The organism is Pseudoclavibacter endophyticus (assembly GCF_008831085.1).
Lineage (GTDB): Bacteria > Actinomycetota > Actinomycetes > Actinomycetales > Microbacteriaceae > Pseudoclavibacter > Pseudoclavibacter endophyticus.
In genome coordinates this window covers 513732-526161 of record NZ_WBJY01000001.1, presented here as the reverse complement: position 1 = coordinate 526161, position 12430 = coordinate 513732, and the positions used below count along the sequence as shown (strand labels likewise).

Annotated in this window: 9 protein-coding genes; 4 read left to right on the top strand and 5 right to left on the bottom strand. The window is 68.7% G+C overall.

The genetic code is table 11. The features are described 5' to 3' along the window. Positions 1-57: 57 nt before the first annotated feature. Together F8O04_RS02250 and manA are read right to left on the bottom strand one after the other, a co-directional pair. Positions 58-390, bottom strand: a complete 333-nt coding sequence (locus tag F8O04_RS02250; RefSeq protein ID WP_158027717.1) for a WhiB family transcriptional regulator — start codon at positions 388-390, stop codon at positions 58-60. 239 nt (positions 391-629) lie between these two features. After that, complete coding sequence (gene manA, locus F8O04_RS02245; RefSeq protein WP_158027716.1) at positions 630-1949, bottom strand: mannose-6-phosphate isomerase, class I; 1320 nt, start codon at positions 1947-1949, stop codon at positions 630-632. Between the two features lie 239 nt (positions 1950-2188). Between manA and F8O04_RS02240 the strand changes: the two genes are divergently transcribed. From F8O04_RS02240 to F8O04_RS02225, 4 genes are all read left to right on the top strand, one after another. Further along, on the top strand, positions 2189-3367 hold the full coding sequence (locus F8O04_RS02240) for an acyl-CoA dehydrogenase family protein (protein WP_158027715.1): 1179 nt from the start codon (positions 2189-2191) through the stop codon (positions 3365-3367). 86 nt (positions 3368-3453) lie between these two features. Next, positions 3454-5043: an O-antigen ligase family protein gene (locus F8O04_RS02235; protein ID WP_158027714.1), complete on the top strand. Its 1590-nt coding sequence runs from the start codon at positions 3454-3456 to the stop codon at positions 5041-5043. A gap of 65 nt (positions 5044-5108) precedes the next feature. Further along, positions 5109-5846, top strand: a complete 738-nt coding sequence (locus F8O04_RS02230) for a glycosyltransferase family 2 protein (RefSeq protein WP_158027713.1) — start codon at positions 5109-5111, stop codon at positions 5844-5846. Further along, positions 5843-6244, top strand: a complete 402-nt coding sequence (locus F8O04_RS02225) for a DUF2304 domain-containing protein (RefSeq protein WP_158027712.1) — start codon at positions 5843-5845, stop codon at positions 6242-6244. Before F8O04_RS02230 ends, F8O04_RS02225 begins: the two co-directional genes overlap by 4 nt. Before the next feature lie 39 nt (positions 6245-6283). Here F8O04_RS02225 and galE read toward each other — a convergent pair whose 3' ends face one another. From galE to F8O04_RS02210, 3 genes are all read right to left on the bottom strand, one after another. Beyond that, on the bottom strand, positions 6284-7318 hold the full coding sequence (galE, locus tag F8O04_RS02220) for a UDP-glucose 4-epimerase GalE (RefSeq protein WP_158027711.1): 1035 nt from the start codon (positions 7316-7318) through the stop codon (positions 6284-6286). Next, complete coding sequence (locus tag F8O04_RS02215; RefSeq protein WP_158027710.1) at positions 7315-8862, bottom strand: DUF2142 domain-containing protein; 1548 nt, start codon at positions 8860-8862, stop codon at positions 7315-7317. The genes galE and F8O04_RS02215 overlap by 4 nt, the downstream gene beginning before the upstream one ends. Before the next feature lie 250 nt (positions 8863-9112). Then, the gene (locus F8O04_RS02210) at positions 9113-12331 is read right to left on the bottom strand and encodes a hypothetical protein (RefSeq protein ID WP_158027709.1); all 3219 of its coding nucleotides are present in this window, start codon (positions 12329-12331) and stop codon (positions 9113-9115) included. Positions 12332-12430 lie beyond the last annotated feature (99 nt).

Here is a 12430-nt window from a genome sequence, read left to right as displayed (position 1 = left end):
GCGCTGACTCGATTCGGCTCGGGAAGACCCGATCCCGGTGGCGACACGGACGGCCGGCTATGCCAGACGGCGCAGCTTGCGACGCTCACGCTCGGAGAGGCCACCCCAGATGCCGAAACGCTCGTCGTTCTCGAGCGCGTACTCGAGGCACTCGGCGCGCACCTCGCAGGAGGTGCAGACGCGCTTCGCGTCGCGGGTCGAGCCGCCTTTCTCGGGGAAGAACGACTCGGGGTCGGTCTGCGCGCAGAGGGCGTCGGCCTGCCAGGCGAGAGCGTTGTCGTCGCCGAGGCCCTGACGGACCCCCGGAACGCCCAGGGTGATCGGGTCGACGTACCAGTCTTCCGGCACCTGTCGGTGCAGCGGGTTCGAACGCTGCGATTCGTTTGACATATCACGGTCTCCCACGCTTCGTGCGGATCGAATCGCCCGCACACATCAATTACACCTGTGTAATTACAGGTGCGTCAAGTGGGAGATCGTAAGGGTAGAGCCTCGCGCGCCGAAATCGAGGCGCCTCGCCACGAGCGCTTGCGGCGTGTCGCAAGATTGCGACACGAGACCCGCGGGCACCTCGCGCGCCGGTACGGTTTCCGTCCGCCGCGTCGGAGAAAACGCGGGTCAGCCGGTGATCACACCGGCGGGGCGCCGACCGTCGCGATCAGCGCATCGCACTCGCCCTCGATCTCGAGGCGGCCCTCGTCCGGCGTGGCGTAGACCGCGGCGCCGGCGCGCAGCCGGACCGCGCCGGCGTTCCCCCGCACCCGAGCCTCACCGGAAAGACCCAGGATGATGGCCGGCCCGGGCGCGTCGATCGCCGAGGGGCCATCGCGGTCGGCGCGCGTCACCCGCAAGAGCCGGAAATCGGCTACGTCGGGCCGGAAATCGAACACGCCGTCCCCCAGGTCGACGGACTCGAGCAGCGGTTGCGACACCTCGCTCGCGTCGAGGATGCGCAGCAGTTCTGGTACGTCGACGTGCTTCGGGGTGAGCCCGCCGCGCAGCACGTTGTCACTCGACGCCATGATCTCGACGCCGACACCGCGCAGGTACGCGTGCATCGATCCGGCGCCCACGAACAGCGCCTCGCCGCGCCGCAGGGTGATGCGATTGAGCAGCAACGCGATGACGACCCCGGGGTCGCCGGGGTAGCGATCGGCGAGCAGCGTCACGGTCTCGGTCACGCGCTCGAGCTCGGTGGGCGCGGGCGTCACGCCGGCCGTGGCCGCGGCGACCACCGTGCGCGACGCCTCGACGACGGCCTCCGTCACGCCGACGGCGTCTGCGCCGCGCGCCAGGAGCCAGGCGACGACCTCGCGCCGCCCCGGCTCGTCGGACACCTTCGCCAGGCGGGCGCGAAACGCGGCGAGCGCATCCGCGCCGGCGGCCACCGGAGTAGCAGCTTGAGCGTCACGTGCCGCGATGAGGGCGTCGAGCACGGCGATGACCTCGGAGTTGCGGCGGAAACCGGCGACGGCCTCCATCGTGTCGCTGAGCGCGAGCAGCAGCTCGGGCTTGTGCCACGGGTCGCGATAGTTGCGCAGCGGAGCGTCGATCGGGATGCCGAGGGCGTTCTCGCGCGCGAACCCGTCGCGTGCGTGCTCGAGGGAGGGGTGCGCCTGGAGCGAGAGCGGCGCCCCCGCCGCCAGCACCTTCAGGAGGAACGGCAGGCGCGCGCGCTCGCCCTCGCGCAGCGTGCCCGCGAGGGGACCGAGGGTCGTGGCGGGATCGGCCTCGATCCACTCCCGCAGGTCCACGGCGCCTCCAACCAGCTCGCGGTCGACGATGCGGCTCGGCGCGCCCTGGTGGGCACCGAGCCATAGCTCGGCCTCCGGCCCGCCGTCGGTGCGGGGTTCGCAGGCCGAATCTCCACCGTCGCCGAGTAGGCGGGTGATCTCCCCGTCGGTGCCCCATGCGTAGTCGAGCGGCGTATTGCGGATGCGAACGAACATCACGACGGAGCGTACCGAACGCGGGCGTCTCCGCCGTGGCGCCGCAGCGCGGATCGGCGCGGCCGACGCTGCCCCGCCCCGATCGGCGCGCACAAAGGAACGCGCGCGGGCACGCCCGGCGGTTGTCGCGCATCCACGACGACTGCGCCCGCCGCCGCGACGCTTCCTAGGCTGGGGGAATCTCGGCGTCGGCGTCGTCCTGCGATGCGCCGGCGCAGCATCCACGAAGGAGGCTCCACATGCCGTTCACCCCGGTCCCCAGCGACTTCTACGATTACGCGCTCGCGCTCACGGACCGCGAGCGCGAGTTCCTCGGCGAGCTGCGCTCGACGCTCGATCGCGAGGTGGCTCCAATCGTCGACGACCACTGGGACCGCGCCGAATTCCCGGCCGCCGTGCCCGGGATCATCGCCCGCGCCGGCGTGGTCGGCCTCGGCTACCCTGAGACGCGTCCGTTCGAGAACTCGGCCACGTTCCGCGGCTGGACGGCGTTCGAGCTCGCCCGAGTGGATGCGTCGACCGCAACGTACGTCGGCGTGCAGAACGGCCTCGTCGCCGGCTCGATCGGCGTATGCGGCAGCGAGGCGCAGCGCGCCGAATGGTTGCCGAAGCTCGCGAGTGGTGAGGTGGTCGGCGCATTCGGCCTCACGGAGCCGCTGAGCGGCAGCGACTCGGCCAAGGGACTCCGCACGACCGCCCGGCGCGACGGTGACGAATGGGTGCTCAACGGCTCGAAGCGGTGGATCGGCAACGCGACGTTCAGCGACATGACCATCATCTGGGCCAAGGACGAGGTCGACGGGCAGGTGAAGGGCTTCATCGTGCCGACGTCGACACCGGGCTACACCGCTACGAAGATCGAGCACAAGATGGCGCTGCGCATGGTGCAGAACGCCGACATCACCCTCGAGGATGTGCGCGTTCCCGCGAGCAGCAAGCTCGAGCACGCGAACTCGTTCAAAGACACGTCGAGCGTGCTGCGGCAGACGCGGGCGGAGGTCGCGTGGCTTGCGGCCGGCGTCGCGGCGGGCGCGTACGAGGCGGCCCTGCGGTACACGACCGAGCGCATCCAGTTCGGACGCCCCATCGCTGCGACCCAGCTCGTGCAGCACCATCTCGCCACCTGCCTCGGCAACATCACGGCCTCGATCGGCATGTGTGTGCGCGTGAGCGAGATGCTCGACGCGGGCGAGCAGCGCGACGAGCACTCGGCTCTCGCGAAGGCGTTCGTGACGAGCCGAATGCGCGAGACCGTGGCGCTCGCGCGAGAGATGTGCGGGGGAAACGGCATCGTGACCGACTACGGGCCGGGCCGGTTCTTCGCCGACGCCGAGGCGATCTATTCCTACGAGGGCACGCGTGAGATGAATCACCTCATCGTGGGCCGGGCGGTCACGGGTCACGCCGCGTTTGTGTAACGCTGCGGTAACGACGTGGCCTGGCAGGCCATGGGGCTGGACCGCGGGTTGCGGTGTTCGGCCGGTTGTACTCCATTATTGAGTGAGTGACTGCTTCCGAAACCGCCAGTTCCCGCCGCGGCCTCCGCGAGTGGCTCCGGGGCGGTCTTGGCGACCCGAAGCTCGGGGACAACCCCTGGCTCCTCGCGTTCGCGGCGTTCGCGATCTTCACGGGCTTCGCGGGCGACTTCTGGCGCAATCTCACGAGTTGGTACGGCTTCGGTGCCGTCTCGCTCGCGGTGCTCGTCGGCGCCGTCGTCATCCTCATCAACAAGCGACCACTGCCCAGGCTGCATCACCTGCCGTTTCCGCTGCTGCTGTTCATGGCCTGGTGCCTCGCGTCGACGATCTGGTCGGCGTACTGGCCGGAGACCCTGCTCGCGTCGCTCGTGCAGCTGGTCACAGTGGTCGTCGGCCTTGCGATCGCCGTCACGCTCACACGGCCCATGCTCCTGCGGGCGCTGAGCCTCGCCATGCGCACGATCGTCGGCATGTCACTCGTCTTCGAGGTCATCGTCGAGGCGTTCTTCCCCAACGGCGTCTTCCCCCTCTACATGCTCGCGCCCGGTGTCCTCGAATCCCTCACGGGCGACCCCGGTGCGACGTTCGAGACTGCCCCGCCCGGGTTCAAGTGGAGCCACGGCCACATCTTCTCGGGCGCGGCGATCCAGGGCATCGTCGGCAACCGCAACCTGCTCGCCATGATCGCCCTCCTCGCAGCGATCGCCGTCACCGTGCAGCTCCTCTCGAAGCAGCTGGGCCGGTGGAATGCGCTCATATGGCTCGTCCTTTCACTTGCCACCGTGCTGCTGAGCCGGTCAATGACCGTGATCGTCGCCTGCGGTGTCGTCGCGTTCGCGGCGCTGCTCATCTGGATCGCTCGCCCGCTGCGCACGCGACATCGGTGGATGCTGTACGGCGCCGTGGCCGTGGCCATGGTCGTGTGCGGAGCAATCGTGGCGCGGTTCCACGCTGACCTGTTCGCGCTCATCAATCGCTCGAGCGACATGTCGGGCCGCGGCGACATCTGGTGGGCGGTCACCCAGCTCGCCTGGGAGCACTGGCTCGCGGGCCTCGGCTGGATCAGTTACTGGGCGCCGTGGGTCGAACCGTTCAAAGGCATGCTCGTCGTCGATGGCGTGCAGTACCTGCAGGCCCACAACGCGTATATCGATGTGTGGATGCAGACCGGCCTCATCGGCGTGGTGCCGTTCGTGCTGCTCGTGATCACGACGCTCATCCGCACGTGGTGGCTGGCGATCGACGGTGAGCAGTATCGCGACAACCGCATCCCGCACTCGGCGATGCTCGCGTTCCTCGTCATGGTCGCGCTCACGGTGCAGTCCCTGACCGAGTCACGGCTGCTCGTCGAGGGCAACTGGCTGCTGCTGAGCTCGCTCGCCATCTCGTCGAAGCTGCGCGTGCAGGACCTCCCAGCCCTCCCCCGCCGCACGTTGCCGGCGATGACGGGGCCCATCACCGTCATCGACGCCTCGACGCTCGAGCCTCGTCCGATCCCGCCGACCGAGGATCTGCTCCTTCCGGATTCGGCTCAGTGCCACACGGGAGGCGACGTCGACGGCCCCGGCGGGGGACGACCGGATACTCCGCGGCGGTCCTCCACCGACGGCACGTAGATCCCGCCGGCGGTGTGCCGCGCGCGGGCCACGCTCGCGAGCAGCGCATTGCTACGCTGAGCGCCGTGGTCACGCCAATTGCCTCGACGCTCGTCGTCATGCCCGCCTTCAATGAGGAGGCGGCCGTGGGCGATGTGGTGCGCGAGGTGCATGCCAAGGTGCCGGAGGTAGACGTCGTCGTCGTCAACGACGGGTCGCGCGACCGCACGGCGCGTGCCGCCCGCGAGGCGGGTGCTCGCGTCCTCGACCTGCCGTTCAACCTGGGCGTCGGCGGGGCCATGCGCGCCGGGTTCCGGTACGCGCAGCGCGAGGGCTACGACTACGTCGTCCAGGTGGATGCCGACGGCCAGCACGACCCGGTGGGCGTGCGTTCCATCGTCGCGCAGCTGCAGCACTCCGACGTCGTGATCGGCAGCCGATTCGAGGGAGCCGGCGAGTACGCCGTGCACGGCGTCCGCCGGTTCGTCATGCGCGTGCTCTCATGGTGCATCTCGCGCATCGCCCGGACGACGCTCACTGACACGACGAGCGGGTTTCGCGGCTCCGGTCCGCGCGCCATCGCGTACTTCGCCGACCACTACCCGGCCGAGTACCTGGGCGACACGATCGAGTCGCTGGTCATGGCGGCGAAGGCCGGCCTCACGATCACGCAACTGCCCGTGGCGATGCGGCCCCGGGCGGGTGGCGTGCCGTCGCACAACCCGCTGAAGGCCGGCATCTTTCTCGCGCGGGCCATGCTCGCGCTCCTGGTCGCGCTCGCGCGGCCCCGGGCAGCGGCCCCGATCGAGGACGCCACGGCATGAACCTCGGTGTGCAGATCTTCGCGATCGCGGCCGCGGTCGCGGCGCTCGTGCTCGTGTTCGTCATGCTGCAGCGCAAGAGCTTCCACGAGCGCCACGCGGTCTGGTACCTCGTCGCGGCGTTCGGAGCCGTCGTGCTCTCGGTGTTCCCCGGTCTCTTGACGTGGGCCGCTGCCCTCATCGGCGTCGCGGAACCGGTCAACCTCGTGTTCTTCGTGTCGGTCCTGCTGCTCTTCCTCATCGCCGTGCAGCTCTCGACCGAGCTGACGTCTGTCGAGGCGCGCATTCGGCGCCTGGCGGAGGAGACGGCGATGCGCGACCTGGAGGTACGCGAGCTGCGGGCCGAGCTCGGCGACCTGCGGCGGAAGCTCGGGGAGCGCGACGACGACGCGGCGACCTGAGCCGGTTAGAGCACCGCGCATGGCGAGTTCCTGGGGGGGCTATGGGCATCGCCTCGAGGACGAGCACTCCGAGTGTCCCTGCAATTGGGCTCGCGACACCGCACCCGCCCGTTGCGCCATGGCCTGCCACGCCGACGAGGCCATGTCGGCGACGTTCCGCGTCGCCTCCCACCCCAGTTCCCGGCGAATACGTCGCACATCGGCCACGAGCTGCGGCGGGTCTCCGGGACGGCGATGCTCGATGACGGGAGTGAGATCTCGGCCGCTGGCTGTACGCACCGCGTCGATGATCTCGAGCACCGAGGTGCCGAGTCCCGTGCCCACGTTGTAGACAGGGCTGAGGGACTCGCCCGTGGCCAGGTGGTCGAGCGCAAGGAGATGCGCTTCGGCGAGGTCGACCACGTGCACGTAGTCGCGAATGCAGGTGCCGTCCGGGGTCGGGTAGTCGGCACCGAACACTCGCGGTGCGTCGTCGCGCAGCAGCCGCTCGATGACCATCGGCACGAGGTTGAGCGCCAGCTTGTCGGCCAACCGCACCTCGCCGCAGCCTGCGACGTTGAAGTAGCGCAACGAGGTCGCCCGGAGCCTGCCGGCACGAGCCTGAGCTGCGATGAGCCACTCCCCCGCGAGCTTCGACTCCCCATAGGGATTGATCGGCCGGGTCGGAGCATCCTCAGAGATCAGGCCCGTGTCGTCCGAGAGGCCGTAGACGGCTGCCGAGGACGAGAACACCAGCTGTTCGACCCCGGTTGCCTCCATCGCCTCGAGAAGGTGCACGAGCCCGCCCACGTTCTGCTGCACGTACCAAACGGGCCGTTCGACCGACTCGCCCACCTGCTTCCGTGCCGCGAAGTGGATGACGCGATCGACGCCGTGATCCCGAATGACGCGCTCGACCACCCCGCGCGCATCCGCCGACGCGAGATCGGTGCGGACGAGGGGCACCTCGCCGATGCGAGCGGCGTCACCGGTGATGACGTCGTCAACCACGACGACATCGTCGCCTCGGGCGATCAGTTGGGAGACGACGTGGGCCCCGATGTAGCCCGTGCCGCCCGTCACGAGCGTGGTCACGGTGTGACCGTATCGGCGTGCGCGTGGGACGGGCCCGTGTCGAGCGCGCTGTCATCGATGGTCTTCATCTCGACCTCCCGCTCCCGGTCACCGGCCTGCACGAGCAATGCCGCGCCGATTGCCCACAGCGCGGCGACGATCCACACGCCGAGGACCGGCACGAGCATCGGTAGCCCGAACGGGGTCCATGCGGGCGAGAACAGTAGCGTGGAGTACTCGCTCTCGATACCCGAGCCGTATCGATGCAGCAGGATTTGCAGCCCGGTCGCATGGGCGAGTGCCACGATGCCGATCGTGACCGCCAGAAGTCGGTCCTGCATCACCCGCCGCAGCCGCTCGAACACCGGTCGAGCGACGAACGCGGTGACGTAGACGAATACGGTGACGAGCGCCAACCCGTAGCGGCCCTGCCAGATGTAGCCCGAGTTGGTGACCGAGCCGCCTTGGACGATCGCGGGCAGGATGGGCACCGCAGCCAACGCGAGCAGCACTGCGATGCGCCCTCGCGGGCTCTCGGTTCCGAGAATCGCCGTGGCCGCGAGCGCCAGCACGAGCACGAGGTACGCAACGACCGCGAAATCAGGAATGCTCGCATCGTTCCAGCCAAACGCGCCGACCATGGGCGGCACCTGTTCGAAGAACGTGAAGAGGGTGACCCGCAGACCGACGTCCCAGCGCGTCCCCTGCCCTTCGTAGTCGCCGAGCTGTGCGAGCGTGCCGCTGCTCAGTGTGCTCGCGAGCGCCGCGATGCCGGCCGTGGCCACGAGCACGATGGCCGCGATCGTCTGCCGCCGTCGCAGCAGCTCCCAGCAGGCTCGCCAGCCGGCGATGACGGAGATCAGCACCACGGCGACGAAGAACCAGAGCGGCGAGAGGCTTCGCACCTGGAGCCCCAGCATTCCGGCGATGGCCATGAGCCCACACAGCCACCACAGGAGGCGACCGCGCGCACGGACCGTGAGTGCCACGTAGAGCGCCGCGGAGAAGGCGGCGACGGTCGACACTTCGAGCGCGTTGGGGTTCACCATGCCGCCGAGGAATGCGACGGTCGGCGTCATGATGCCGAGGGCGGCGAGGATGAGGATGCGCGATCGCGGCAGGAGTGAGAGGCACGCTATCGCCGCGGCGACGAAGATCGCATTGAGCAGCGCCCCCAGCAGCCGCATGCCGTAGACGGCGGCGTCGCCATCACCCAACAGTGCCGGCCATCCGACGAGCACATAGAAGACGGGGTTGTACAAACCGGCCGTCGAGTTCACAGTGATCATCCCGTCCGGACCACCGGTCGTCACGGTGTCACAGACAGCGGGGGCATTCGATCGCAGCGCGGTGCACTCGACTTTGTCGACCGCGGCGCGGATGCCGGTGGGGATCGTGAACGCCCGGCGTTGCGTGCCGTCGACGTATTCGCCATAGCCTTGGCCGTGCGCCACGCCCGCCGCTTTGACGATATGGGCCGTCTCGTCGGGGCTACCGCCGAGAGGGGTCAGGAGGGCCCACGTGGCGTGCATGCCGAACACCACGGCGAGCGCGATCAGGAACACCTGCCACGGTCGTCTCGAGCGCGCCCACGACGAGCATCGCGCGGCGACGCCTCGGCGAGGGGCATGTGGAGGCGCTTCTTGAGGCTGCACGGTCGCCTATTCTCGCAGGTTCGCCGGCCCGCCGCGGCCCAGAGAACCGCGCGTTCACGGCATTCGTCCACGCCGAATGAGGGCGGAGCCCGGCGAAGAGGGTGTCCCCTCGCCGGGCTCCATCAGTGTCGGCACGGCCACCGTCGACAGTTGTCTCGGGTCAGGCCTCGATCGGGGCGCCGCGCTTCATGGCCGAGACGACCTCGATCGGCAGCACCAGGAGTGCCGGCTGCTCGGTCGCTGCGGGCTCGGTCGTCTCCGGGGCGTCGGTGGCCCCCGGCTCGTCCGCCTCCGGCTCGTCCGTCGAGGCGGCGTCGGTCGCGTCAGGCGTCTCGCCGGTCGAGCCGGGCCCCTCTTCGTTGGCGGCGCCGTCCGTCGCCTCAGGCGTTTCGGTCGGCTCACCGTCGGCCGGCGCCGACTCGGTGGGGGCCGGCGAGAAGCTCGCCGCCGTCTTGAGGCGAAGCTCACCGTTCTCGACGACGTAGACGTTGCCGTTCGGCAGCGTCACCTCGGTTCCGAGCGAGAGCGTCGAGTGCGTCAGCGTGCCACACACCTCGGGAGCCAGCTCGACGTAATCGAGCCCGAACGCCGCCTCGGTGTCGGCCGACTCGAACGGCACGAGCTTGCCGTCGATGCCGATGGAGTTGGTTCCCTCGCAGCGGACCGCCGACGAGTAGAGCGGGGCGATGTTCGACCCAAACTGCTCGAAGTTCGACTGCGGCACCGTGATGGCACCGTCAATGGCAATGTCCAGGTGCGCGGCGACGCTCGGGCTGCCGATCTGCACCAGCTGCTCGCCGTTCACGAGCCAGATCCCGGTGCCGGCGGCGTCGGTGATGACATCACCGATCTCGAGCGCCACTGGCGGCTCTTCCGTCTCGGTGGGCTCGGGCGTCGTCGTCTCGGTGGGCTCGGGCACCGCCGTCGGCACCGACGTCTCGGTGGGTTCCACCGTCGACGGGTCGGTCGGCTCCGGCGTCACCGTCGGCTCCGGCGTCTCGATCGGTTCGGTCGGCTGCGGCGTTCCTGTTGGGGGCTCGTACCCCGTCGGGACCGCCGTGACCGTGTTGCCGGTGGGCAGCTGGTCGGCAACCTGCTCCGACACGATGACGGCCCGGCTGTACCCATCACCGAATGCGTTCACGAGTTCCGGCCACCCGATGGGTCGCTTCTCGCCGCCGACGACCCAGTACACGTGCTTGCCGTCGCGGAGGATGTCGCTCATCGGTTCACCGACCGGAATGAGCCCGCACAGCGTTTCGGAGAGCGCCTGCGAAGCGAGCCCGTAGTCGGCCTCGACCTCGGAGTTCGGATAGGGGCGCAGCACCCCGCCCGCGGCGAAGCCGGTCACACCGTGGCAGGTCAACTGCGTGCCGTCGAGCGTGGTCTCACGCTGCTCGATGTTCTCGAACGACTCCGTCGTGATCGTGATCGGCGCCTGCGTGAACCCGAGGGCCTGGGCGATCTCGATGCTCGCGACCGGCTGGAGGTACATACCGTCGAGGATGAAGAGCTCCTCGCTGTTCTGCGGCTTCAGCACCGATCCATTGACGATGCCGTTGCCCTCGACGATTCCCGTGACGGCGCCGGCGACGGTCGTGTACACCGTGGCGTCGATTCCTCGCTTCTCCGCCTCGCTCTCGACCGCGGCCGCGTCGGCTAGCGGGAAGCGTTCGCCGCCGGCGATGAGTTGGATCTGGTCATCACCCTTCATCTGCACGAAGTGGGCGCCGAGCGCCGTGCCTGCGCCCGGCAACGCGGCGATGGTCGCGGCCGAAACCGTGTTGAAGCGCACGCCGCTGCCGTACTGAGCCGATGAGACCTTGAGCAAGCCCTTGTCGGTGACGAGGTAGTTCGCGGAACCGTCCGTCATGAGCGCAGAGATTGGCTCGCCCTGCTCGATGGCGGCGTAACTCTCACTCGTGAACGTCGAGGTGGTCGCGAGGCCGCCCATGGTTGCGAACTCGTCCGGCACTGGGTGGCCGATGCGATCGCCGTCGATGAGGATCGGCTGTTCGCCGCCGGCGCCGGCAATGACGCCACCACGAGTGATGATCGGCGAACCGTACGGCAGCCCATCGACGAGCTCGGCAGGAATGTTGTTGGTCACGGCCGTGAACATGCCGATGGCCTTCAGCGCCTCGAGGTTCGAGACCTCGCGCTTCGTGCCACCGGCAACGAGGAAGAGCTCGTTGCCCGCAGTGCGCACGAACGATTCGATCGTTCCTGCCGACTTGAGCTCGTCGAGCTGCTTCTCGGTGAGCTTGGCCGTGCCGACTCCGCAGCCGCCGCCGAAGGCTTCGGCGACCCCGCAGGACCGGAACTTCGCCAGTGCGCCGCTCTCGTTGAGGTAGTACGCGTTGCTGTCGGCGTCAGACAGGAACTGGTCAGCCCAGGATCCCCACGGCGTCCAGTCCAAGTGTTGCTGCGGCAAGACGGTCACGTCCCCGAAAGCGGCCGTGTACCGGTCGAGGTACTCGGGCGGAATGTAGTGCCGGATGCCGTCGCTCAGCAGGTACGTGCTCGTGCCGCCGTTCGCCATGATCAGCGACGGCTCGTCCTTGGCGTTCGAGCCCTGAGTCGAGCCGAACCAGTCGGTGTACATCCACCAGAAGTTCCGGTTGCCATACGCCGAGCAGCCGTCGCCCGTGCCGCGCAAATTGTTCAGCGCCGCCTGGTTGGGCTGGTAGGGCGTGTAGTTGTAGAGACCCGCCGTGGCGGAGTTCTCGATGTAGACGGGCGACGACCCGCATGAGAAGTTCGGGTTGTACAGGACGTTGTTGGTCGCGCCTGGGATGTGGTTGAAGCTGTACGGATTGGCCTTGTAGACCTGGAACTGCCGGGCGGCGTAGTAGATCTGGTAGAAGAATCCGCCGACGCTGGAGTCGCAGGGGGCCGTGTCGGGGCAACCGAAGCCCGTCGCCGCGGCGAGCCGCCCGGTGGTGGGAGCGGCGAGGCTCACGAGGCTCTGCTCCTTCTCGAGCAGCACGAGCATGGCCTTCTGGCTGAACTTGCAGGCGGCACCGACCTTGGCGATGATGCTGGCCGCCGAATCGTTCGCGGAGCCCTGATAGGCGGCGCAGTACTTGTCGGCCGGCATGCTCGGGGTGTTCTGCGCGTAGTTCCGCAGCGCTGTCGGGCTCGACGAGCTGTTGCGAGAGACGAGGAAGTCCTGCGCCTCCGCCGCCGACATGGCCGAGCCGTCGTAAAAGAGCTCGTCGCTGATGATGTTGCCGGGGTTCCAGTCCCGCGCCTGCGCCTGCGCGGCGGCTTGTTCGATGCCGGCGACGTCGGGGTCGGGTGCCGTGGCTTGGAAGGCCGCGAGGCCCGCCGCGGCGGTCACCCCTGCGGCCAGGAGGGCAAGGAATCTGCGAATCATGACATCCCAAACACGTTGAGTCAGTGGTCGCTCGAACTCACCACACGGGGTGTGGAACGCTCAGCAGTTTCTAAGTATGCAGACTTCTGCCCCAGAACG